The 23,102-nt window shown below is 38.4% G+C and carries 23 protein-coding genes, 2 tRNA genes and 1 pseudogene; 5 read left to right on the forward strand and 21 right to left on the reverse strand.

Annotation, left to right across the window (positions count from 1 at the left end):
- Nucleotides 1-582 precede the first annotated feature (582 nt).
- Nucleotides 583-951, forward strand: a complete 369-nt coding sequence (locus M3610_RS19020) for a hypothetical protein (protein WP_098575481.1) — start codon at nt 583-585, stop codon at nt 949-951.
- A gap of 126 nt (nt 952-1,077) precedes the next feature.
- Nucleotides 1,078-1,497 (forward strand): hypothetical protein, encoded by a 420-nt coding sequence (locus M3610_RS19025; protein WP_251461422.1) that lies wholly within the window; start codon nt 1,078-1,080, stop codon nt 1,495-1,497.
- A 118-nt stretch (nt 1,498-1,615) separates the two neighbouring features.
- On the opposite strand, the gene M3610_RS19030 is transcribed toward M3610_RS19025, so the two are convergent.
- From M3610_RS19030 to M3610_RS19055, 6 genes are all read right to left on the reverse strand, one after another.
- A complete protein-coding gene (locus M3610_RS19030) occupies nt 1,616-2,458 on the reverse strand; it encodes an aldo/keto reductase (RefSeq protein ID WP_251461424.1) in 843 nt (280 codons plus the stop codon).
- A 158-nt stretch (nt 2,459-2,616) separates the two neighbouring features.
- A complete protein-coding gene (locus M3610_RS19035; protein WP_251461426.1) occupies nt 2,617-3,411 on the reverse strand; it encodes an XdhC family protein in 795 nt (264 codons plus the stop codon).
- Nucleotides 3,412-3,438: 27 nt separating this feature from the next.
- On the reverse strand, nt 3,439-4,308 hold the full coding sequence (locus M3610_RS19040) for an FAD binding domain-containing protein (RefSeq protein ID WP_251461428.1): 870 nt from the start codon (nt 4,306-4,308) through the stop codon (nt 3,439-3,441).
- Nucleotides 4,293-4,769, reverse strand: a complete 477-nt coding sequence (locus tag M3610_RS19045) for a (2Fe-2S)-binding protein (RefSeq protein ID WP_098575514.1) — start codon at nt 4,767-4,769, stop codon at nt 4,293-4,295. Before M3610_RS19045 ends, M3610_RS19040 begins: the two co-directional genes overlap by 16 nt.
- Nucleotides 4,766-6,928, reverse strand: coding sequence for a xanthine dehydrogenase family protein molybdopterin-binding subunit (locus tag M3610_RS19050; RefSeq protein WP_251461430.1), 2,163 nt, complete (start codon nt 6,926-6,928; stop codon nt 4,766-4,768). The genes M3610_RS19045 and M3610_RS19050 overlap by 4 nt, the downstream gene beginning before the upstream one ends.
- A gap of 317 nt (nt 6,929-7,245) precedes the next feature.
- Complete coding sequence (locus M3610_RS19055) at nt 7,246-7,842, reverse strand: nucleotidyltransferase family protein (RefSeq protein ID WP_251461432.1); 597 nt, start codon at nt 7,840-7,842, stop codon at nt 7,246-7,248.
- Nucleotides 7,843-8,033: 191 nt separating this feature from the next.
- On the opposite strand from M3610_RS19055, the gene M3610_RS19060 reads away from it, so the two are divergent.
- Nucleotides 8,034-8,504, forward strand: coding sequence for a hypothetical protein (locus M3610_RS19060; protein ID WP_251461434.1), 471 nt, complete (start codon nt 8,034-8,036; stop codon nt 8,502-8,504).
- Nucleotides 8,505-8,621: 117 nt separating this feature from the next.
- On the opposite strand, the gene M3610_RS19065 is transcribed toward M3610_RS19060, so the two are convergent.
- The 4 genes from M3610_RS19065 to M3610_RS19080 form a co-directional block, all read right to left on the reverse strand.
- Nucleotides 8,622-8,693: transfer RNA gene (locus M3610_RS19065), tRNA-Asn, on the reverse strand.
- 34 nt (nt 8,694-8,727) lie between these two features.
- Nucleotides 8,728-8,803, reverse strand: a tRNA-Thr gene (locus M3610_RS19070).
- Nucleotides 8,804-9,065: 262 nt separating this feature from the next.
- Nucleotides 9,066-9,206, reverse strand: coding sequence for a hypothetical protein (locus M3610_RS19075; protein WP_251461436.1), 141 nt, complete (start codon nt 9,204-9,206; stop codon nt 9,066-9,068).
- A gap of 122 nt (nt 9,207-9,328) precedes the next feature.
- Nucleotides 9,329-9,922, reverse strand: a complete 594-nt coding sequence (locus M3610_RS19080; protein ID WP_251461438.1) for a hypothetical protein — start codon at nt 9,920-9,922, stop codon at nt 9,329-9,331.
- A 261-nt stretch (nt 9,923-10,183) separates the two neighbouring features.
- Here M3610_RS19080 and M3610_RS19085 point away from each other — a divergent pair, with 261 nt between their 5' ends.
- The gene (locus tag M3610_RS19085) at nt 10,184-10,936 is read left to right on the forward strand and encodes a YqcI/YcgG family protein (protein ID WP_251461439.1); all 753 of its coding nucleotides are present in this window, start codon (nt 10,184-10,186) and stop codon (nt 10,934-10,936) included.
- Between the two features lie 136 nt (nt 10,937-11,072).
- On the opposite strand, the gene M3610_RS19090 is transcribed toward M3610_RS19085, so the two are convergent.
- The 11 genes and pseudogenes from M3610_RS19090 to M3610_RS19140 all read right to left on the reverse strand — a co-directional run bounded on the left by M3610_RS19090 (nt 11,073) and on the right by M3610_RS19140 (nt 21,036).
- On the reverse strand, nt 11,073-12,131 hold the full coding sequence (locus tag M3610_RS19090) for a PrsW family intramembrane metalloprotease (protein WP_251461441.1): 1,059 nt from the start codon (nt 12,129-12,131) through the stop codon (nt 11,073-11,075).
- Nucleotides 12,132-12,252: 121 nt separating this feature from the next.
- Nucleotides 12,253-12,807: a hypothetical protein gene (locus M3610_RS19095; RefSeq protein WP_251461443.1), complete on the reverse strand. Its 555-nt coding sequence runs from the start codon at nt 12,805-12,807 to the stop codon at nt 12,253-12,255.
- A 359-nt stretch (nt 12,808-13,166) separates the two neighbouring features.
- Nucleotides 13,167-13,874 carry a DNA alkylation repair protein gene (locus tag M3610_RS19100; protein WP_251461445.1) on the reverse strand — a complete coding sequence of 236 codons (708 nt, stop codon included), beginning with the start codon at nt 13,872-13,874 and terminating at the stop codon, nt 13,167-13,169.
- 80 nt (nt 13,875-13,954) lie between these two features.
- Nucleotides 13,955-15,205 carry an ATP-binding protein gene (locus M3610_RS19105; RefSeq protein WP_251461446.1) on the reverse strand — a complete coding sequence of 417 codons (1,251 nt, stop codon included), beginning with the start codon at nt 15,203-15,205 and terminating at the stop codon, nt 13,955-13,957.
- A gap of 245 nt (nt 15,206-15,450) precedes the next feature.
- Nucleotides 15,451-16,188 (reverse strand): esterase family protein, encoded by a 738-nt coding sequence (locus tag M3610_RS19110; protein ID WP_251461448.1) that lies wholly within the window; start codon nt 16,186-16,188, stop codon nt 15,451-15,453.
- 18 nt (nt 16,189-16,206) lie between these two features.
- Entirely contained in the window at nt 16,207-17,394 is a 1,188-nt protein-coding gene (locus M3610_RS19115; protein ID WP_251461450.1) for an ATP-grasp domain-containing protein, read from the reverse strand.
- 157 nt (nt 17,395-17,551) lie between these two features.
- Nucleotides 17,552-18,382 carry an alpha/beta hydrolase gene (locus M3610_RS19120; RefSeq protein WP_251461452.1) on the reverse strand — a complete coding sequence of 277 codons (831 nt, stop codon included), beginning with the start codon at nt 18,380-18,382 and terminating at the stop codon, nt 17,552-17,554.
- A gap of 152 nt (nt 18,383-18,534) precedes the next feature.
- Nucleotides 18,535-18,759 (reverse strand): hypothetical protein, encoded by a 225-nt coding sequence (locus M3610_RS19125; RefSeq protein WP_098575464.1) that lies wholly within the window; start codon nt 18,757-18,759, stop codon nt 18,535-18,537.
- Nucleotides 18,759-19,775 carry a Ger(x)C family spore germination protein gene (locus M3610_RS19130; RefSeq protein WP_311315841.1) on the reverse strand — a complete coding sequence of 339 codons (1,017 nt, stop codon included), beginning with the start codon at nt 19,773-19,775 and terminating at the stop codon, nt 18,759-18,761. The genes M3610_RS19125 and M3610_RS19130 overlap by 1 nt, the downstream gene beginning before the upstream one ends.
- Nucleotides 19,748-20,047 (reverse strand): annotated as a pseudogene (locus M3610_RS19135) (spore germination protein); the annotation flags it as partial. The gene M3610_RS19130 and the pseudogene M3610_RS19135, both read right to left, overlap by 28 nt.
- On the reverse strand, nt 20,038-21,036 hold the full coding sequence (locus M3610_RS19140; RefSeq protein WP_251461454.1) for a spore germination protein: 999 nt from the start codon (nt 21,034-21,036) through the stop codon (nt 20,038-20,040). The gene M3610_RS19140 and the pseudogene M3610_RS19135, both read right to left, overlap by 10 nt.
- Nucleotides 21,037-21,408: 372 nt before the next feature.
- On the opposite strand from M3610_RS19140, the gene hcp reads away from it, so the two are divergent.
- Nucleotides 21,409-23,082, forward strand: a complete 1,674-nt coding sequence (hcp, locus tag M3610_RS19145; RefSeq protein WP_373561728.1) for a hydroxylamine reductase — start codon at nt 21,409-21,411, stop codon at nt 23,080-23,082.
- The last annotated feature ends 20 nt before the right edge of the window (nt 23,083-23,102 follow it).

Consider the following 23,102-nt stretch of genomic DNA (forward strand, 5'->3'; position numbering starts at 1 on the left):
TCGCCCTTGTTAAAGGAACCTCAAACCATTGGTGTGTTTGTCAAGAGCGATTGCGGGTACCTCCACTACAAAAAAGAGAGAAGAAAAAAACTTCAGGTCACTTTTTCATAGAAGTTTTGACACTACCACCTCCTCTATATTGTCTGACTTATATTCAGTATAACTTAGTACTAAACAATAATTTTTACCTAATAACTTAGGGCAATCGTACTATTAAGTATTGCTTATTACAAGTACATCGTAACACCGAGTAGTGAGAGTGTCAACCATTTTTCTTTGTACTTATTATTAACAACCAAAATCATTCTAATAACCGGGATAACGACTCCTCCCTTCCTCTTTATTTCGATCCCAGTAAATAGTTCAGGTGCACCAAAAGTAGCACACCCCTAAAATATGAATGATGAAATCAACAATGACTTTTCAAACAGCCATATATTCAAAAAATGGTATGATGAATATTGGAAGGAAAAATTCTGGAATAGCATCCATAAAGTCCAATATACATAAGGTAATGAACGATCTAATTGATTACTTTAATAAAATAATACTTTATATTTAATAGACTTGGAGATGATTCTTATGACTAAATTTTCAACTGTAAACGGATGGCTGCATTTTACGAATCCACCGAAACAATCCCCCCATATTATGAATAAAAGACGGTACGATTTGAGTTATCAAAATGCTGTTGAAGAGGATCTTGGCCATGGTTTCAAACGGTATATGTGGAGACCTGGGGTCCAGATCAATAGTCATGAATATCTAGATTTTCGATTAATTGCACGAGAAAACGAAAACGTTATCACTTCGGGATACTTTACGGATCCAATGGAACACATCTATTCTTTACAAAATGGTCCAAAAGAGACAAATGTCATGGTTTTAATCCTTCACAATGCCTCAAATGCAGATTCAGAAGTTTCCCTTTGGCTCGTGGTTAAGGGCTAGATAGTAATATATCTCTTCAAACGAATAGAACTGACCATTAAAAGACAGGCCATTTGCTTAGGACAAGTTCCTCCCGTTATACATATGATGATGTATCATTAAATAACGTAAGGGGAGACTTTATCTATGAGCGAAGACCTCAAGAAATATTTTAAAGAATCAGTTATCAAGGTTAATCGAGACGGATCGGAATCCAAAAATTCGAAGTTATTGTATGAAGGTCACGATTATATCGCCGTTCTAACAGAAGCGGATGAAATCGTTTATTACAATACTCATCACATTAATAGTTTTACAGAGAATACGAAACAGAAAGTGGATTTCGACAATGTCGTTCCTGAGAATTTTAAAGAAGCTGAGAACTTCAACGACTTACTAAAATTATTGAAATATCATTGGGTAAAAATTAATCATGGCCATTCTGAGGCAGTTAAAGGGGTAATTTGTGAGGTAAAAGATGATACTGTTCATATGGTCTCCAATGAGGAATTCGTTCGTATACCCCTCTTCCATGTTCATTATGTTAGTTATTGGAGTAAAAATTAATAAGTCTGAATCAGTCGAACTTTAAAATCACCTAAAAAGTCTCCCTAATAAAACGCCCTCAAAATAACATTTGAAGGCGTTTTTTCCATTTTGAGTAATTTTCTATCACATTAGTAGATTAAAATTCTTCGTATTCAGCGGGGTCTTGATTATTGATCCTTCCATCCGGACGAGTTAATCCTGAAATAAGTTCCATTTCTGATGCATCCAAGGAGAAGTCAAAGATTGAGATATTTTCAAGTTGCCTTGTAGGAGAAGCAGATTTTGGAATCGAAATAGCCCCCAATTGATACTGCCAACGAAGAATTATTTGTGAAATGGATTTATTATGCTGGTTGGCAATCATTTGAAGTGAATCATTATGTAAAATATCATTGGCGCGAGCTAATGGGCTCCAAGACTCGATCTTAATCTCATGTTCTTCATGCCAAATTCTTTGATCTGCTTGATTGAAGTATGGGTGTAATTCAATTTGGTTTACACTGGGTTTAACACCTGTTTCCTTCTCTAGACGCTCTATATGCTCCGGCAAGAAATTACATACACCAATGGAACGAATAATCCCCTTCTTTTTTGCGTCAATTAATGCTTGCCATGCTTCCACATATAGGCCTTGTTTTGGGTTCGGCCAATGAATCAAATATAAATCATAATAATCGAGATGGCCCCTATATAAGGATTCTTCAATGGTCGTTACTGCATTGGTATACGATTGATAACGTCCCGGTAATTTGGAAGTGATTCTTAACTCTTCTCTCGGAACCGAACTGCGTCTAACTGCTTCACCTACCGTTCCTTCGTTTTCATAATTATAAGCAGTATCTATTAGTCGATAACCAAGATCCATTGCACTTTGGATGGAAGTAACCCCTTCATTTCCTTTTAGCTTATATGTACCCAATCCGATTACCGGCAAAGTTAACCCATCATTAAGAGTTATCTCTGGAATAGTTTTACTCATTATTTAATCCCTCCTTATTTGTAATATCTTAAGATTAGCATAATTTTGAATAGTTTTCATGAAATGCGTGCTCCAGCAAAAAAACACTTACCTCGGAACTTGATTCTCCTGGTAAATGTTTTAATTTCCATCATTAAGCGAAATCTCTAAAATACGCTTTATCTATTCAATTGTTTCACTTTCGTCATCTTTTTTTCCTTACTTATCTTGATGATCTCTCCAATAATACTGACGGCAATTTCTTGTGTGGTTTCTGATCCAATGTTCAAGCCGATGGGAGAGTGTACCTGTTCCAACCGTTCTTCACTGACGCCCTCCTTTTTTAATTTTTCAAATATGGTTATGACCTTGCGTTTGCTGGCGACCATGCCCACATACGCAATCGGAAATTGCAGTGCCGTTTTTAAGACGATATCATCTCCATCCTTTGTCACAATCACTACATAGGAGTTCTCATTTAGGCCGGCTTCCAGCAAGGCTTTTTCAATATCCTCGTCCACATAAACGTTCGTCGCATTTGGAAAGCGCTCCTGCGTACAATAACCCACTCGATCATCGACAACGCAATAAGGGATTTCAAGGAAATCCGCCAGCTTTGCTAACGCATGGCCTAAATGTCCGGCACCGCATAGAACAAGTTCTGGCCTGCTTTTATAGACTTCAATAAACACCCGCAATGTTCCGCCACAATTCATTTGAATTCCGTCTTTTGCATGTTTATTTAATTTGTATTCAACGATTTTCGATTTGCCATCTTGGATCGCTTTAACACTCTCTTCGATGATATAGTATTCAGCCAAGCCCCCTCCGACAGTACCTTCAATTGTTCCATCACGGTATACAATCATTTTTCCAACATGCTGGGGAGTTGAGCCTTTTGATTCGATGATCATGGCTAAGGCAAAGGTTTTGTTTTGACGGTTCAATATGGCGACTTTTTCCATCAATAGCATGAATAAGCTCCCCCCTTTTTATTAACATTAAGTCGGTTGATAATGCTTCATGCTAAGAAAATAACGTAACAGATTTAAGGAAACGGTTTTTCTGTATGCTGCTGTGGAGCGCTGATCGTCGATTGGCCGAATGATCTTACCGAATGCTGCCACTACCTGCCCGATGTCGGCATCGGCTAATGGTACGCTTTTTCCGACCAGAGTCTTTTCAATATCCATCGAACGAACCATTGTAGGCCCGACCGCCCCGAAGGCAAAACGCACATCATCGATTCGAGCATCATTGATTCGGATGTATCCTGCGAACCCTACTTTGGCAATGGCATCAGCGTTGCGGTTGCCGACTTTCTCGAAAACGACATGAGCTCCTTCTTCCAAAACAGACGGTAATATGATTTCAGCCAAAATCTCATTTTGATTCCGCCCGATCCTTCGGGGGCCTTGAATAAAATCGCTAATAGCCATAATCCGATCACCATGAATGGAGCGCAGTACAAGTTTTGCATTATATACGTATAATAATGGCAGTGTGTCACCAGCCGGAGATGCATTGCAAATATTCCCGCCTAATGTCCCTCTGTTTCTAATGGCAGGTGCCGCAATCGTTCTGATCGCGTCCTTTAATGGGACTGGGATTAACCGTTCTTCCAGTAATTCGCTATAGGTACAGCAAGCCCCAATGTGAAGATCCTTCTCATTTTGATAGACCCGCTTTAGTTCAGACAAATGATCAATAAAAATAATCGGTTTGGGAATTTTCGGAGCTGCTCCTCTTCGGCTTTTGTGGAGGACCATGACATCAGTTCCACCCGCCATGATGGCACAATCTTCTTTGTTCAATTGACTCAACGTGTCGTCTAAATGATCGAAGCGATACGAGGTTATTTTTTCTGCCATATGCCGTCCCCTTTTTTCGCTGCTAGGTTGATCGCATTTACAATCATATTGTAGCCCGTACATCGACACAGATTTCCGGAAATACCTTCACGGATTTCTTCCTCTGATGGATGAGGGTTTTTGGATAATAAAGCGGCACTTGCCATGACCATCCCAGGAATGCAATAACCGCATTGCACCCCACCGGCTTCAGAATAACTCTCGTCTAATATCTTAAATTGTTCCGTCTCCATAATCCCTTCTATCGTTTGGACATCAGCTCCCTCAATTGAACCAATGGGAATCAGGCAGCTGTTTTGCAGGAGGTTATTCACAAACACACTGCAGGCACCGCATTCCCCTTCACCGCAGCCTTCCTTTGTTCCAATTAACTCAAACTCTTCTCTTATTAAATCTAGTAATCTTATTGCGGGAGAGGCGTCCGTTTCTATCGTTCTTCCATTTAGTGTGAATTTAATCAACCTTCTTCACCCTCTTTCACCCTAAGACTTTCAATAATGACTTCCGGTGTAATCGGAATTTGCTGAAAAGAAGTTTGCAATGCATTCTCGATGGCCGCTTGGACGGCTGGAGCGCCGCCGATTAACGTCAATTCACCTGCTCCCTTTGCCCCGTATGGACCATCCGCATAGGGGTTATCAAAGACCTTGCTTTCGATTGGAACCACGTCCAAGGAAGTCGGAGGTCCATAATCCGATATGCTTTTTTGTTGGATCTTGCCAAGATGTGATGTCATCTTCTCTAAATACCCGTACGCTAACCCTTGAGCCAGACCACCGTCAATTTGGCCTTTCATAATCCGGTCATCTATGACCTTCCCCACTTCATAATTGCCGTATACTTTTTCTAGCTTTACATTCCCTGTTAACGTATCCACTTCCAGTTCAACGATATTCACACCCCATGAATATGCCGGATAAGCATCTCCAGTGAAGGTCAACTCGTTCCACGGAATCATTTCACGATGAACATAATGCTCCGCTACTTCTTGTTCCTCCCCTGCCCTCCACTGATCCTTTAGTTTTTTGGCAGCCCGTTCAAGCAATTTTCCAACGATCATCGTTGTCCGGGAGGCAACAGTCGGGCCGGAGTCTGGAACCTCTTTTGTATCAGGAGAAGGATACGAAACTCTTTCGTATGGTAGGTCGAGTTCTTTTGCGACAATTTTACTCAACGTCGTATAGATTCCTTGTCCCATATCAGAATTTGAGATTTTTAGTGAGACCTGGTCGTCCTTTGATTTAACCAGTTTTACCGTTGCTTTAATATGGTCTCGTTCGCCACTGCCCGTAAATCCGCAGCCGTGGAGAAATAAGGAGGTTCCAATGCCTTTTTTATACCGCTGACTTTGTTGATTGAATCGTTGAAACTCCTGTTTTTTCTTTTTGTAATCTGAGGAATTAAGCAGGTCCTCAATCATTTCTTCTACCAAGATTGGATCGCGGAATATACCTTTAGTGATGGTAGGATCTCCTTGCTTGACGAGGTATTTTCGTTTATATTCAAGTGGTTCGATATTTGCCTGATTACTAAGATGTCCCATATGACTTTCGATACCGGCAAAACTCTGTGGAGCACCAAAGCCTCTGAAAGCGCCATTCGGAACGGTATTCGTCTTTAATACATAGCCTTTTGCATGAAAATGTGGAATTTTATATACACCGGCACTGTTTATTAATGCACGCTGCAGCACGACAGAGCTCAGCCCCACATTCGCTCCGCCATCGAGATAGATGTCCACACACAGACTCAAGATATTTCCTTCCTTATCTATGGCCGTTCGATAGTTGAGTTTAGCGGGATGCCTTTTCGTGGTCACCACCATATCCTCCGCACGGTCAAACACGAGCATCACTGATTTTTTGACTGCTTTGGCCGCCACCGCTACGTGACAGGCCATCATGGAAGGAAACTCTTCTTTGCCGCCAAAGCCTCCGCCAGTCGGGCTCTGAACTACTCTGACTTCATCGTCACCACAGGCTAAAGCACTAAGCAAGGCATTTTTAATATAATATAGACATTGCATAGAACCTTGGACTTCAATTTCTTCTTCCTTATAGATGGCGAGCATTCCTTGTGGCTCAAGGTAGACATGCTCCTGATAACCCGTGTCATACACTTCTTCGATGATTCTGTAGGCACTTTGCTCGATGGCTGAAATGACAGCTAAGCTTTCTCCAAACTCATAGCTTGCCATCGTAACCCCAGGTTTTGATTTTTGATGGATCGCTTCGTCCAATGTGTAAATAGCCTGATTCTCTTCAAAATCAACCTTTACTTCATTTAGTAACCTATACAAGGTATCTAGGTCTTCGCCTACGAGCATCAATATCGGCTCTCCAATATAATTGACCCATTCATTCGCAAAAATGGGCTGATCTTCTTGGATGATCTTGACATAATTCGGTCCTGGAATTTGCTCGGCTCCAACCATTTCATATCCTTCCGGTAGTTTCGGCAATTGAATGGATTTGATTTTTCCATATGCAATTGGCGACCTGTACAAAACACCATAAACCATATTTTCTACTTTCACGTCACTAATGTAGGGCAGCTGACCCGATACTTTACCACTATGATCCTTTTTGGGCACTGAGGTGCTTATGTCTTTTAGGTTCATTCCAACAACACCCTTCGACTCTTTTTTAAAGGGGACACTTTATTAATAGAAACCTCTTCCTATGATTTTATAAATGAGAATCCTATTTTATGATTCATTTCATTCAAGTTTCGTTGTTTTAATTATATTTTAATATCGAAAGGCTTTACCTATTTATGTAAGAATATTTGACATAGTATTTTCAGATCATTTGCTTGCTCATTTCCGATCAACTGCCTCGTTAAAAAAACAAAAAAAAATGCGGCTCCAACCAATCTGCCTGTTCGCATTAAAACAAGCAGTTGGGGTAAGCCGCAAAATCTTAAAAACATAGTAGATTATTTACAAATGCAATCATGATAATAATGAACTGCTTTTTGATACTCCTCCGGTGTATCCATGTCCAACAGTACTCCTGGATCCTCTACATTTAGATACTTCTTTTCATATTTGTTAAGGACCACACGCAAATTACTGTCTGGATTGGTTTTAAGAATTTTCTGTTGCACTTCACTAGATAATTTGATGGGGTGACCCCCTTTAAAGTTAAAGCTAGGAATAATTACGTTCCCTTCTTGTTCTGCTAGTTGCTGAACGGTCTCTTTTTTGACAAGCGGACAATCTCCGGGAGTTATAAAAAACGTTGGCGCGTTTACTTCGTTGCAGCCCTTTTGAATGGAAGAAAACATTCCCCGATTAAAGTTTTCATTGTAAATATATTTTATCTGAAAGGAATAGGCATTTTTCTTGATGATTTTTTCCATTTCTACTTGGATGAGTTCTGCTTGAAAACCAGCTACGACGATGACTTTGCTGCACAATCCTTCAAATTTAGAAATCGTTTGCTCTAATACGCTCATTTTTCCCAATGGCAAAGTCATTTTAAATGCATTCGCACGGCTGGAAAATCCTGCTGCCAGGACGATTGCTTCCATTTTCTCACCTTCTACTATTTGTTTAATCTTACTTATATATTCGTCTTGTCGCTTTGTTTCGATTACTTCTCAAGTGGAAATTTTTATGGTATTTCGTTGACATGATAATTTTATTTCGTGAAAAATAGTTTAATGAAATTAGCTTGGTTAAATTGTAATAAAGTACATAACATAAATTTAGAGGTGGTTTAATGAAAAACTCAAAATTATTTTATATAGCTTTGCTAATTCTACCTTGGCTAACCGTTCCGTTTTTAGGTAGGAATTCATTAAAAAAATATTTACCAGCCGGGTTATTTATTAGTATATTCACAAAAGCTTTAGACTTGTTCGGTGAAAAGAAAAAATGGTGGAAAATTTATGAAGGGGTACCACCATTGGATAGTGCAAACTTTTTTAATTTTGGTCCATATTTTGTAGCAAGTCTTTGGATGTTAAAATTAACTTTTGGTAAATTTCCCTTATATCTAATTTCTAATCTAATTCTTCACTTTTGTTTTATTTATTTAGGAGGATTAAAATTACTTAAACGTTTTAAAATAGCTTCCATAGATGGATTAACCAAATCCCAATATTTTGCAATACACTTTTTAAGGTGTTTAGTTTTTTACTTTTTTCAATATATCAATAATATTAGTCACAATACAAAAAAGCTTCTTTAAAACATCATTTTAAGTTGGTATCCCACCTCCTTCTCAAATAATAGAACATAAAAAGTCACACCCGATAATTGGATGTGACTTTATGTTCTCTTCTAATGTAAATTTTGTTAGACTAAACTCCGCAGGTAGGACTCGAACCTACGACCGATCGGTTAACAGCCGATAGCTCTACCACTGAGCTACTGCGGAATAATGTAAGTTATTTTGCTATCGCAAAATACTTTGGTGCCGGCTAGAGGACTTGAACCCCCAACCTACTGATTACAAGTCAGTTGCTCTACCAATTGAGCTAAACCGGCATAATGCTTACAACATATTTACATAATAATCGGAAAATGAATCTTTTTCAAGATATTTTTTTCAAATTTTAGTGAAAAATGACGGGAGTTAACCCATGTACAAAGAATTGGCACTAATATATATTCGAGCGAATTTAAGACACATCTATCTTTTAGAAAAGAGCAAAATTTAAATAAGGCCTCCCTGGATTGGATGAGGCCACACGTTCGATCGATTGGTTATCCGCAGTATGATTTATCTAGTCTTGCACTCAAAACATAGTTATTTCATTTTAATAGGAGTTACGACAGCATATAAATTCTCAGAAAGATCATATACCTTTATTTCAATAACTTTATATTCAGTCCCTCCACTGTTAAATGAATTTTTAGTCGTTTTAATTTTTAATTCATGGTTGTTCATAGCTATTTCTTCCTTCCAATCAAATTACTCACAGAAGTTAATTTATGTTGATGGAGAAGAAACGTGCATGATTTTTAACAAAAAATTATTTTTAAGCAGCCATTCAATATCCCCCATAACCTTCAACTTGACTCGTCTTTCTCTACCCATATCTTTCTCAACATGACCTTATTTAAATGCTTCATTCCAACTATACTAAGATTCATCCAAATCCAGCTATAAAACTGGCTAAATAGAAAAACGCCTGCTATCACTGTTCCACTTACCTGCCTTGAAATAGAAGGGCCTAACACGGGGAACTGAAATATATAAAGTAAAATAAGAATCCCAAACGAAAGAGATGTTCCACCCATGACCGAAACCATAGATCCCGTTTTATAGAATTTAAATCCTATCCCTAGGGCAATCCCGAGAAGTCCAGTGGTAAACAGGAAAATCAGTACCTCACTTGGCTGGAGGATGATCAATAATAGAGTAGTGACCGCATATGTTAACAGGCCAATTCGAATAGAAAGGACGGTTGCGAGGATAATCGGTCCGGTAGCCATAATGCTAAGCGCATAGCCAATCCCGCCTATCAATCCTGCCGATTGAAGGATAGCAGCGAAACCACCCAATAGGCTCCCTACAACAAGATTCATATTCTTGGTATACGGAACGGCTGTAATCCGATGCTTCTTTTTAAATATTCCCAAAGTCCAAGTTATCAATCTCATAAGCATCCTCCTCCAATTGATAAATGGCGCTCCAATCTGCCCCAGTTCCTCATAGAGTATGGAAATTGAACCATCTTTAACATCTATTCTTGGATCAACAATTGATGCCTGAATTTTTTAAAAGGACAGGCGGAAGGTCATTGTCCCTATGATTCTTTATACCAATCGACATTCCAATGTACCTAGATGTTTGCCCATTTAAATCGGGACATCTCCCCACTCTTGTACGTATGAATATACTGCAGTATGGAGGTGTCAATCATGAAAGGACTATATAGAGATGATCCTTTAAGCCGGAAACAATTAACGGACTGGAAAAAGAATGCGATTGAGAAATTCTCTACTAAAATGAGTGACAAAGACAAACCCTTTCCCTGCATCCCTGCCACTATTGGATTCGCAAAGAATCAGCTGCGATACAGCTTTATTGGGAATCCAAGGGAAGCTTCTACTGTATTTGAACTTGCTGAAGCCTTGAGCAGCTACACAGAAGTTTCAAGGGAAATTGGCAGCAACACATCACTGATTGTTTTTTATGAAACGCCTGAGGACATGAAGATGGCCTATAGGGTTGAAGATTACGAACAATTATTTTGGAAGCATCTCAGTGGCTTACGGAGCATCGACCCATATGATTGGCCAGAGGATATCCCTATGGACCCCCATCTTCCAATATGGGAGTTTTGTTATCATGGAGAGAAATATTTTATGTACTGCGCAACCCCTGCCCATAAGAATCGAAAAAGCAGGCATTTTGATGAACTGATGCTCGCGATTACTCCTCGCTGGGTCCTTAATGAATTTAATAAGTCACCCAATTTTGCAAAAGGGATTAAACAGCAAGTTAGAAAAAGACTGGCAGCCTACGATTCCGCTCCGATCCATCCCGATTTAAACAGCTATGGAGCAGAGGATAATTTTGAGTGGAGACAATATTTTCTTCGTGACGATGATACGTCATTGTCCAAATGCCCCTATCATCGGTTTATTAACTTTTTTAAATCGGATAAATAACCAGAAGAGATACCGGAAGTTCTCCTGCAATCAAAAATAACCAACAAATTAGATTACAAATTTGTTGGCCATTTTATTTTACATTTTGTATATTGCAATAAGTAACGGAACCTGTTGAGGATCTCTCCTCTGCCTCTTATACAGATATTTTTCTTTCTCCGATTTCCTTAAGGCCAGCACGGATGAGCAGGAAGACAACTACCCATGAAGCCAGCATTAAAAAAATCTGTCCAAATGGGAACATTCCTGTTATGGGAGTGTCCCATAACGCATGCATCAATACCACTAAAACAAAGACGCGTAAAAACCTAAAACGGAATAGCATTTTAAGATTAAATGGATGGTCCCCTTGCACTCTGCAGAATGCTGCACCAGTCAGCGCCGCCCAGGCAATATGCCCGCCGGGAGCAAAGATTCCTCGAAACAGGATGGTATTGTAGAGATTTGCACCATCCCCAGAAAGCAATGACCTTAGTGCATAGCCCGCTGTTTCAAACGCGGCAAAACCCGCTCCAACGGCTGCACCAATGAGAAGCCCGTTAAGTATATATCTGTATTTTCGGTATCTCACAAACGTAATGACCGTTATAGCTTTGGCCAGTTCCTCTGCAATGCCAATTGTAATCGGATTGATCATATTTTTCAGAATATCGAAAAACACAAGTGCGACTAACATCGAGAGAACTCCGCCGATCAACACGATATAAATCACCCTATAAAAAGCAATATTTTGCGGAGCATTCATTTCCCAAAAGAAGATTAACGTTGTAAACGGAACAGCAAATGCGCCAACAATAATCAGTCCAGGTATAAAGTTTACATTACCGAAATATGTCACACCCATGTAAAATCCTGCGAAGGCCAGAAGAGCAATGATAAATACCCTTGCAAAAAGCCACGGTTTCGGCCAAGTGTCTTTCACTTCTGAAATCTTGGGTGTCGTTAGTGCCGTTCCAACGATAAACAGCCGTTCAGCTTCCAGTTCACTATGATTCCGGAACACACGCGAAAATACATTTTGAAATTTCGGCTCAACCGAGCGTTGGTATTTCGGAACCATATCGACATAATGGGCAAACTCATAAAAAAAACTGTTTTCATCTTCTTGTGTGTTATCCTTAATAAACCTTTCGCCGCAGCTTATGCAGAACTTCACTCCATCTGGATTGGAATAAACACATTGTGGGCATTTCAAACACCTTCACCCCTTTTGGTTAGCAAAAAAAACATCCTCACAAAGAGGATGCCCAAAAACAGGTAAATTATTTTCATAAATGTTCTAACCCCAAGATTTGGGTCATCATCAAAAACCTTGCTCAGATGCTTTTAATCAGCTTGATCTCTCCATTCTTAGGGATAAATTCACTGATGTTTTCATATTTTTCTTCCGTTTTAGAAAGGTCTCGGTCCTCCACAACATATTCCTTGAAGGAGCAGCAAAAGAGCTTTCGAGCCACTTTTCCTTTTTCACCAATCAAATTAAACCAGCCTTGTCCAACATAAAAAGGGTTTGTGAGTATATTATCAATGACATACACGATACGGTCTTTTTCTTCCCCTGGGTTAAATTTTGTTTTAGATGAAAAAGCCAAGATAAAATAGTTTTTATACCGATCAAATTCTAGTAATTGAAGATGGTACTGCTTATGCTGTCTTTGATTGAAATCACTCAGGACTATTTTGATACTTTTTTCCACATCAATTTCAAATTTACTAGCATCCTTCCAGCTCGATATACGGGAATCAAAAATGGACAGTGTTAATATATAATATGCTTCAAAATTTTGGGGATCAAATACTTCATTACCAGCCTTTTCATCTTCCGGTACTACAATATATTTTTTATAGTCAGCAAAGAAATTTTCAATCATATCGAATACCCTCTTTCATACCTTGATAGAATGGATGAATAATATGCTTTGACCTATTTTTATCAGTGACTATTTGCATAGTGAAAACAACATCCTGTGTGAGCATATCATTACTTTTTTAGCACAGTTTTTCCAGTATGAACCAGTGATTTGAATTGTATATAATATATTCTTTTATAAAAATTAAAAATCCTGCTTAATCTTGCAAAAATCCTCATTTTTCACCCTTTTAATTAGAAAGTCCCATGATAGAATGAATAATTTGTCGTGTATTCGTGAATCCATCCTAAATATATTCAAATTTTGTATAAAAAAATAGCTCAGTAATGTAATTACTAAGCCACTTTCCACAAACGATGCTAACATCTTACATATTTACGTTTGAAACCAAGTTTTCCTCGATCGATTTCCTTTTGGATATTTTCGGAAGCGAGGAGAATCTTGCTTTTTTTCTTGTCCCGCTTAATTTCTACTGGGCCTACTTCTTTTGCCGTTTCAACCGCCTTATCATGGAGCGGTACATAGGAAATCCCGACTGTGTACATAAAATTATTCATAGCGGATTTTGTTCGATCAGGAGCATCGTGAATCGTATTTTTCACCTGATCTAGCAAGCTTTCAATCTTGCTTTCGCTAAATTCACTGTCCTTGCGATTACCTAACAACCAGCAATAACAACTCCATCCTGCCGACATTTTAAGTTCTTCACCGCTTGCAATCCATTTATCAGCAACATCTTGTGCAATATCAGTTTCGGCCAACGTTACGGCAACCACATAATCAGATAGCATATAAAAATACGCCCCATCGATCCAACGCTCAAAATCTGCCTCCGTCATGATCATGGGGTCCGCAATGACACCGGCAAAATACATGGCATCGTAGTTCCCGGTTGCATAAAGCTGCTCGGCGAGAGGCTGATTTTTCTTGATTTTCTTTGCAAGCGGCTTCATTGCACCTGTAGCTACTCCAAAAAGCGGTTCGTGTGCACCATTACTTGTGTATATCTTTTTCGTACGTTCCTTGCCGAGGGCTTCAAGTTCCTGCATAACCGTTTCGAAATCCATCGTTTGCACTCCTTCCTTTTTATCGAAGTAAATGAAAATATAAGCAGATGATTCTTCCACTCTTGAAAATGAGATAACCTTTAAGTTATTTGCGGTAGTAATATAATAAATTCTGTCCCCTTCCCCTTTTCACTTGCCACTTGTATTTTACCTTTAAAAGAACGGACAATTTGGAAACTTACCATCATTCCTAGTCCTGTTCCACTCTCCTTTAAGGTATAAAAAGGGGATCCAAGTCTATCAATTTGTTCTTTTGTCATACCAATCCCTTGATCCTTAATAGTAATCTTTATATATCCATCCGCTGTTGAACAACTTGTAATCCAGACAATTCCACCATCTCGCATAGACTCTATCGCATTTTTCAAAATATTTATCAATAATTGGTTTAATTTTTGAGGATTAGCATGGATCCAACCGTTGTTATAAAAATCAGTTTTAATCTCAACATTATGGCTTAGAGAGTAACTTTGAATCATATTTACAACACGTTGTAACTGATAACCCACATCGATTCTTTCGATGTTATTTATAGAAGGCTTTCCAAAAGATAAAAAATCATTTATTATTTCATTTGCTCGATCTAGTTCTTCGATAGAGAGATGAATATATTCCTTCTTTTTCTTCGGCAAATCAGGCTCGTTTAGAAGTTGCAGAAAGCCACGAGTCACTTGCATCGGATTTCGAATTTCATGAGCAAAAACGCTGGCTAACTCGCTAATTACTTTTAATTTCTCAGTGTTTTGCATCTCTGACCGAAGTTGGTGAATCTCCCTGATAGCTTCGTATAACACAGTGAAGAACCAAGTAGCGGCGACTACAAAGAGAAGATGAATAATCTGTACTTTAAAATAATCTATTGAAAAACCTCTTAGCATACAAAATAAAGTAAGGCCAATAAGACAGTAGTAAAGGGAAAGACCAACCGCAATTTTAACTCTTTTTTCTTTTTTTGAACTTGCAAACGATTTTTGAAAAGACAATATTACAGGCAATGCAAATAATAAGACAAGAACAGTATTATAAAATCCTAAACTGATTCCAAAATAAAGTCGAAAAAATATGATTAGCGCTGATAGGAAAATGCCTGACCAAAAACCGCCGTAAAGCGTCCCTAATAATAGAGGAATAATTCTTAACTCCAAGCGAGCATTTTGTCCAAAACTCACTGGGAAAGACATACAAAATAATATGGATATACCCCACAAAACGGACATTATTACTGTCTTCTTTTTAGTGCTTTCTACCTTCTCCGTTATAAATGTAAAGTAAATAAAAATGGGTATTACCATAAACGCCAGTTGCAGCAAAAAATCCTTTATTATGCTCATCTTTGTTACCCTTCATATTCTGTTCAATATCTGATTGGTGCAGAAAAAATTGATTTTCATTTTATCTACTGACCGAACAAACATAACTATTTCATATTATACTTTAAAGTTATCATACTTTGTCTATTTTTGAATTTTCTTTAAAATACCGGATGGACATTTCTCTCGAATAACCTAAAAATCAAAAAATCCCCCATCAAAAAACACCAGCAACTTAACCGTCCTGATGTTTTTTTGACATTTTATTAAAATAATTTTCCTAAATAATACGGCATTTGGCGTCGCCACCAAATCCAATCATGCGAAACATCTTCGCCCCACTCATCAAACAATGCAGGAATTTGTTTTTCTTCAAAGGCTTTTTTTAATGTAAAGTATGAAGGCAGCCCTTCCTGTTCCCAATCACCCAGACCAGTGCAAATAATGATATCTGCTGAACGATATCGATCAATAAACCAGCCGTCATTTTGATTCCATATGTAATCACTCGGTGAATTTTCATATACAAGCGGATCATTTCCGTAATCCCCAAAAAAGTAACGCGCATCGTAAATACCGCTAAGTGCAACGGTTGTTTGGAAGACATCCGGATGTCGCAAGAAAAAGTTCAGTGCATGGTATGCCCCCATACTACAACCCGTTGTCATCATTGGATCAGACCAGCCTGTTTTATGTTTAATAAATAGAATAGCTTCTGAAATCACATAACGGTCATATGCCGCGTGAGCTAAGGCACGGTCATGCGCCGGTTTTGAGTCGTGCAGCCAACTTTCGCTATCAATACTAGACAATGTAAAAAACTGAACTTTTCCGGATTCAATAAAGTGATGACACACATCAATCATCCCAAAATCATAGTATTCCGTATGCGTCCCTCCAGATGAAGGAAAAACTACGATTGGCATGCCGCTGTGTCCATATCTGTTCAACACCATTTCACGGCCTAATTCGCCACTCCAATGATGTAACTGTTCTATATGCATATAAAAAATCTCCTATCCCTATACGTTTACAATGCTGTAATTTTTTCGTTCATGGACAAAACGGATAATCTCATCCACTTCTTCTTGCGAATCTGCATTAATCGCATAAAATTGATTTCCTTGAAGTTCCGCAAACGCATCAGGCATGCGCTGTTCAAACTTCACACGGTCGCCAAATCGTTCATAAATAGCATTCGTATCATGTTTATACTCATACACATCACGCTGTGTAACACCGACACAAAACTGGTTTTCGACATCTGGCTCTTTGAATTCTCCTCCTGTTACAAGCGAAGCATACTGTGCAAATAAATCAATGGAGTACGCGAAATTGTACATATCAACCGTGTAGCCGCCAGCCAAGCGGTTATTGTATTCAAGTGCAACATAATCCCCATTTTCTAATTTAAAAAACTCAATATGGAAAAAGCGTTCTTTCATGCCAAAAACTTTCACAATCGCCTTTCCATAAGCCTCGAGTTTTGGATCGATTTCTTTTTGAATCACATAAGCTAAATCCAACTGACCATTTACGAGTTCCAGTGTTGGCACATTATAGGTAAAGCTGGTTTGGAAAACAATGTTCCCTTGCTGATCCACTAAACCATCAAATGTACAAAGCACGCCTCCTTCGACATATGGTTCTAAGAAGTAAACTTGCGCTTCTCCCCATTCTTCTTCAAAATGGCGTACATCCTCTTTTGAACTTAATTTAAAGGTTGCAGCGGATCCCACTCCATTATCAGGTTTCGCGATAACTGGCAGTCCTAAGTCATTAATAGCTTTAGATAAATCCTTTTTAGTTTTTACGACTCTTCCTTCTACCACAGGCACATCTGCTTGTTTAAACAACTTTTTCATTTCAGATTTATATTTAACTTTTTTCAAGTCATTTGATTTATTGCCGAACACGTTAAATTGCTCACGCAACTGTGCATCAAGTTCTAACCAGTATTCGTTATTGGATTCAATCCGGTCAATTGGACCATGTTTATAAAATAAAAATGCAACGGCACGTTTCACTTCATCGACATCTTCTAAATTATTTACACGATAATATTCTGTTAAAGAGTTTTGTAATTCGCTACCTAATTGGTCATATGGCTCTTCGCCAATTCCTAATACATTGACACCTGCATCGTTTAAACGATGAGCAAATGGCTGAAAATTACCTGGATAATATGGTGATATCAAAATATAATTCATACAAAAAGCCCCTTTCACAGAATCAAAAAATTCATTATTTTCTCAACTAGGGTACAATTATTTCAATATATATTCAATATAAACTTTCAAAAATTTTCAAAAAATTGATAGATTCCTATTTTGTTCAGATTCAGTCAAATATAAATATTCAATTCATTCAAGACCACTTCACACTTAAGAAACGTAAACATTCTGGCAAGTGTTTTGCCCAAGCTTTTTCATTATGTTCTTCATCCGCAAAAATATTTAAACGAATGCTATCAATAGGAACAGAGCCTTTTATCAGTTGTTTATAATACTTAAGCGAGCAATCGATATAGGCCTGTTTCATATTCCCATACATCATTTGTCGATCGGTATCGTCACCCTCCTGAGTCCCCACTTGAATGTACACACGTTGTTCAGGATCCAACTCTTTCCCGGCAATATAACTGTCAAAGGCTTTACTTGTAATCCAATTGGCTAAAGAAAAAATACCTAAACCACCAATTTGTTCTTTATATTCAATACCCATAAAAGCCGAAATATTTCCTCCAAGTGAACTGCCAATCACCGCTGTATGATATTTATCCGCCTTTGTTCGATAATGATCATCGATAAACGGCTTCACGACCGTCATGACAAACTCAGCAAACTCCGCTCCTCTTCCGCCTAGTTCAATATCTTCAGGAAGTGGGCTTTCAGTAATTTTCCATGGCGTATATTCATTAATTCGATCTTGTCCAGCGTTATCGATCCCCACAATAATCATCTTCGGTAAATCGGAGTTTTGTTTAATTGCCGGAATTACTTTCCATGAATACCCGCTATACGCTTCACTACTATAGAAAACATTTTGTCCATCATGCATATAGACAACTGGATAATTTTCAGCCACATCTTTATCATAATTTTTCGGCAATAAAACACGCACACGACGAGATTCATTTTTATAAGACATATGTAATTGATGTGTTTCTAGTTTTAAATAAAAATAGGATTGGTTCATTTTACCTTCCTCGCTGCTTGATATTACATTAAATATACTGAATAAATCTAATGTTCACAATACAAAAAATAAGAAAAACCGAGCAAACCGCTAACGGGTTCCGTTTTCTTTCGCAAAATATTTGCCACAGGTAACGGAACCCTTTAGCAGCTTTACTCCATTATTTTACTTAAAGGACCAAAAATGTATTGAAGCAGAGTAAGAGGCCCCGGCACGTTTTCTAGGTTAAAAAAGGCAATCAATTCTGACAATAACAGGATTGCTGAAAATGTTATGATATCTGCCTTCGACGCCTTTTTGAGTCTCTTCCACTCGAATAACACAATGATTACCAAAAGTCCTTGTATGCCTAATACTGTGACCCAACTCCATTGCATTACTCCTTCACCTCGTCTCTAGGTAGGGCTGCGGGCGGGCCAATGTAACCAGGTCTCCTTATTTTTGCATTCACTGTTATATGGACCTCGACCTCTGGGAATTTCTCCTCCCAGTGATCCTGCACTTTTTTCCATTCCTTCGGGTAGTGTTGATGAAATTTCCTCCCAAAATCGATGACATCTGTCTTGAAATCCTTTTGAAGCTTCTCAACGGTTTGGCCTACTCTTTTCTTTAAGGCGGCTTCGAATTCCCCCTGGATTTTCATCAGGACATCCTCATTCAGTAGATTTAGCTGCGTTTCGTTTTGAACAATATCTCCTTCAATCGCGATATTTAGATGCATCATCCAGCGATTTTCTTTGATTTTAGGTCTAAAACTCATCTTTCCTATCGTCGGTGTCATCGTAACTTTACCGTCCTCACCTTTAGGCTTAACGGATATGGTACTCCTTTTCACCTCGTCCTTTAACCAAAGTAAACCACGTGTCTCTTTCATGTTTAACGTTCCAATCATTTTATCTTTCTTATATACAGCCGTTCCCTCAAAAACAGGTATGGTCTGATTCGATTTCCTTGTTTTATCATTTTGGGACAACTTTTTTATATAAGGCATAGACACACTTTCACTCTCACCCATTAACCCCATGTCGACATCTTTTAGTGTTGTAATCATTCCATTTTCAATTTGTGATACTTTTCTCAGGGCCTCCCCTGAATATCTTTCTAAAGGTGGAATTAATGTCAAAATATCTCTCGCTTCCCCTTTACTAACATATAAAAGTGATTTTCCTCTTGGACTTGGATGGCGTGCCAAAAAATCGATTTCTTTACGTATACCGTTTTTAGCAAGCTCGTCTCCAAAAATAAAAAGTTTACATTGACCCCAGAACAGTCTCCTCGGTACATTGAGTTGTAACTTGGAAATGGCATTTGGATCACGAGCAGAATTAACGCAAGCATGACCCCGATTAGCCCGACAAAGCCTGCTAGAATGATAATTGGGAACCTTAGTAATCGGATGGCTAGACCAATCGAATAGCGAGGTACCATAAAGGAGGCAATCCCTGTACTACTCACCACAATAATCATGGGTGCAGAAACAATCCCCGCCTGAACAGCTGCCTCTCCAATGACAAGTGCCCCTACGATACTGACAGCTGAACCGACTTGTCTAGGAAGACGTACTCCAGCCTCCCTTATGGCTTCAAAGGTATTTTCCATCATAATCGCTTCAACAATGCCCGGAAAGGGGATGCCTTCTCTAGCCGATGCTATACTTAGCAACAAGGCAGACGGGGATCATTTCCTGATGAAACGTGACTATGGAAACATAGATTTGAAGGGAGAAATAAGGCGATTACTAAAAAATGAAACCTGAGAGATCGGATAATGGCCCCTATCCAAAAACGTTCGTAATAGTCTTCTGGGGATTGAAATAAACTAAAAAAACTCACTAGTGCCACCAAGGAAAAGGGGGTCCCTTCAATAAGCAAAACGGCTCTGCCCTCTAGTAAATTACCGCAAACCACATCAGGGCGCTCGGTATACAAAACTTGCGGAAAGGGAGAATAGGGATTATCCTCAATGAATTGTTCGATATACCCACTTTCCAACACTCCATCAATATTTATTCGATTCAGACGGTTTTCTATTTCCTCAATTAGAGCTTTATCTACTATTCCCTCTATAAAAGAAATTACCACCTTTGTCTTTGTATATTTTCCTATATAGACGGTCTTCATTTTCAAAGCAGGGTCTTTTATAATTCGACGCAATAATGATGTATTTACACCAAGAGATTCAGTGAAACCTTCTCTTGGTCCTCGAATGGATGTTTCCGCCTGTGGCTCTTCAATGGTGCGTTTTTCAAATTTCACTAAACCTAAGGAGAAAGCCTCTTCAAATCCATCAAACAACAAAACTGGGTTTCCAGTGGAAATGGCATCGATACAGGCGGAAATCGTCGTGACCCGGTTGATGTTTGAAATGGGTAATCTATTTTTTATAGAAAGCAGGAAGTCTGTTTCATCCAATTCACTTGTATCTAACAGTGTCTCAAGCACTTGTTGTTCTAACTGTTGAGTATCGCTTAATCCCTCTATATAGATAATAGCAGCGTCTTTCTTATCAACAATAAAGGTTCGGAAAATGACATCTGAACTTTCCTTGTACAGAGAGGAGAAGTATTGTATATTGCTTTCAAGTGTTTTCGATAAAGGGCTGTCCTGTGATAAAGTCTGATGTGGAGCTTTATGATCTTTCACTTCTTTCTTCATGAAAGGACTCCTTCTAACACGAATCACCTCATTTTCCTCCTTTTTCTTCACATATTATTAATTTCCTTATATTTTTGAAAAGTATTCAGAATGGAAGGATATTAAATCTTTTCTAATCGGATATTGTTTTTTAGATTTCCGCCCCCCATCCATTTGTCCTTTTTGTCACGAAGTGTTCAAATCTTTTTGACTTGTTTATGAACAGATTCATAAAGAACTCCAAATTTAAAATCAATGAACTTATAATGAGCAATGTAAATAAGTTGATTACATTATTATTGCTATTAAACCTTATTCAATCTTTCCCACTAACTAAGAACCTAGAAAAATTAAAAATCTGCAAACATTCACAGGAGGAAATTATAAATGAGTATGTTTTGTTTTCAATGTCAAGAAACTGCAAAAGGAACAGGTTGTACAGTTGTTGGAGTATGTGGAAAAAAAGATGATTTAGCCAATATGCAAGATTTATTGATTTATACAATGAAGGGATTAGCAATTGTGAATACAATGGCACGTGGAATCGGGATTAATCAAAAGAAAACCGATGAATATATTGTAAATGGTCTTTTTATGACGATTACCAATGCCAATTGGGATAAAAATGAGTTTTTTCATACAGTAAGAAAAGGTTTAAACCTCCGGGAAGAAATTAAAGCGGCCATTACCAATGCTGGGTACACGTTAGACAATAATAGCGATTATGTTACATGGGATGCTGAAACCAATCATCAACTAGAAATGAAATCTGCTTCGCAGGAAGTTAGTATTTTAGCCACAAAAGATGAAGATATTCGTTCATTAAGAGAGTTAGTAACATACGGTTTGAAAGGAATGGCTGCCTATTTAGAGCATGCGGCAAACCTTTACTATGAAAATGATGAGCTAAATGCGTTTATGCAAAAAGCACTAGCCATGATTACAGATGATTCTGTAAGTATGGAACAATTGATTGAACTTTCAATGGAATGTGGAAAGTATGGCGTTCATGCCATGGAGCTTTTAGATACCGCCAATACATCCACATATGGTCATCCGGAAATGACGAAAGTAAACATTGGGGTACGTCAAAATCCGGGAATTTTAGTGAGTGGCCATGACCTGAAAGATATGGAACAGTTATTAAAACAAACGGAAGGCACGGGAGTAGATGTGTATACACATAGCGAAATGCTGCCGGCACACTATTATCCAGCCTTCAAAAAATATGACCACTTTGTCGGTAACTATGGAAATGCATGGTGGGAACAAACTCGTGAATTCGAAAGCTTTAACGGTCCGATTTTAATGACAACCAACTGTATTGTTCCGCCAAAGGAATCTTATAAAGGAAGAATGTATACCACTGGGGCAACGGCTGTTGAAGGTGTAACCTATATTCCAAAAAATGAAGATGGAACAAAAGATTTCTCTGTTATCATTGAGCATGCAAAGAAATGCCAGCCGCCAGTAGAAATTGAAACAGGTGAAATTGTTGGAGGATTTGCGCATAATCAAGTGGCTCAAGTAGCAGATCAAGTGGTAGAAGCGGTGAAAAATGGTGATATTAAACGATTCTTTGTCATGGCTGGCTGTGATGGCCGCCATAAGAGCAGAACGTATTATAAAGAGTTTGCCGAAGAGCTTCCACAAGATACGATTATTTTAACAGCAGGTTGTGCAAAATATCGATATAATAAGCTGGATTTAGGTGATATCAACGGAATTCCAAGGGTACTGGATGCAGGTCAATGTAACGATTCCTACTCTTTAGTTATGACGGCATTGAAGCTGAAAGAGGCATTCGGATTAGAAAGTGTAAATGAATTACCGTTATCTTACAATATCGCATGGTATGAGCAAAAAGCGGTGATCGTATTCTTATCTTTACTATACTTGGGTGTGAAAAATATTCACGTTGGCCCAACATTACCAGCTTTCTTATCACCAAACGTAACGAACTTCTTAATTGAGAATTTTGGTGTAGGCGGCATTTCCAATACGAAAGCCGACTTGGAAATGTTCATGAACAGCACCATTGAAATGCAAGAAGGTACATTAGTTTAATCATAAACGAAGGTCCCGAC

This window comes from Neobacillus sp. MER 74 (assembly GCF_023714155.1).

What these genes read in the sequence shown, in the direction of transcription:
- M3610_RS19020 (WP_098575481.1), top strand. Translation starts at nt 583, where the DNA reads ATGACTAAATTTTCAACTGTAAACGGATGGCTGCATTTTACGAATCCA.
- M3610_RS19025 (WP_251461422.1), top strand. Translation starts at nt 1,078, where the DNA reads ATGAGCGAAGACCTCAAGAAATATTTTAAAGAATCAGTTATCAAGGTT.
- M3610_RS19030 (WP_251461424.1), bottom strand. Translation starts at nt 2,458, where the DNA reads ATGAGTAAAACTATTCCAGAGATAACTCTTAATGATGGGTTAACTTTG.
- M3610_RS19035 (WP_251461426.1), bottom strand. Translation starts at nt 3,411, where the DNA reads ATGCTATTGATGGAAAAAGTCGCCATATTGAACCGTCAAAACAAAACC.
- M3610_RS19040 (WP_251461428.1), bottom strand. Translation starts at nt 4,308, where the DNA reads ATGGCAGAAAAAATAACCTCGTATCGCTTCGATCATTTAGACGACACG.
- M3610_RS19050 (WP_251461430.1), bottom strand. Translation starts at nt 6,928, where the DNA reads ATGAACCTAAAAGACATAAGCACCTCAGTGCCCAAAAAGGATCATAGT.
- M3610_RS19055 (WP_251461432.1), bottom strand. Translation starts at nt 7,842, where the DNA reads ATGGAAGCAATCGTCCTGGCAGCAGGATTTTCCAGCCGTGCGAATGCA.
- M3610_RS19060 (WP_251461434.1), top strand. Translation starts at nt 8,034, where the DNA reads ATGAAAAACTCAAAATTATTTTATATAGCTTTGCTAATTCTACCTTGG.
- M3610_RS19075 (WP_251461436.1), bottom strand. Translation starts at nt 9,206, where the DNA reads ATGAACAACCATGAATTAAAAATTAAAACGACTAAAAATTCATTTAAC.
- M3610_RS19080 (WP_251461438.1), bottom strand. Translation starts at nt 9,922, where the DNA reads ATGAGATTGATAACTTGGACTTTGGGAATATTTAAAAAGAAGCATCGG.
- M3610_RS19085 (WP_251461439.1), top strand. Translation starts at nt 10,184, where the DNA reads ATGAAAGGACTATATAGAGATGATCCTTTAAGCCGGAAACAATTAACG.
- M3610_RS19095 (WP_251461443.1), bottom strand. Translation starts at nt 12,807, where the DNA reads ATGATTGAAAATTTCTTTGCTGACTATAAAAAATATATTGTAGTACCG.
- M3610_RS19100 (WP_251461445.1), bottom strand. Translation starts at nt 13,874, where the DNA reads ATGGATTTCGAAACGGTTATGCAGGAACTTGAAGCCCTCGGCAAGGAA.
- M3610_RS19105 (WP_251461446.1), bottom strand. Translation starts at nt 15,205, where the DNA reads ATGAGCATAATAAAGGATTTTTTGCTGCAACTGGCGTTTATGGTAATA.
- M3610_RS19110 (WP_251461448.1), bottom strand. Translation starts at nt 16,188, where the DNA reads ATGCATATAGAACAGTTACATCATTGGAGTGGCGAATTAGGCCGTGAA.
- M3610_RS19115 (WP_251461450.1), bottom strand. Translation starts at nt 17,394, where the DNA reads ATGAATTATATTTTGATATCACCATATTATCCAGGTAATTTTCAGCCA.
- M3610_RS19120 (WP_251461452.1), bottom strand. Translation starts at nt 18,382, where the DNA reads ATGAACCAATCCTATTTTTATTTAAAACTAGAAACACATCAATTACAT.
- M3610_RS19125 (WP_098575464.1), bottom strand. Translation starts at nt 18,759, where the DNA reads ATGCAATGGAGTTGGGTCACAGTATTAGGCATACAAGGACTTTTGGTA.
- M3610_RS19140 (WP_251461454.1), bottom strand. Translation starts at nt 21,036, where the DNA reads ATGAAGAAAGAAGTGAAAGATCATAAAGCTCCACATCAGACTTTATCA.
- hcp (WP_373561728.1), top strand. Translation starts at nt 21,409, where the DNA reads ATGTTTTGTTTTCAATGTCAAGAAACTGCAAAAGGAACAGGTTGTACA.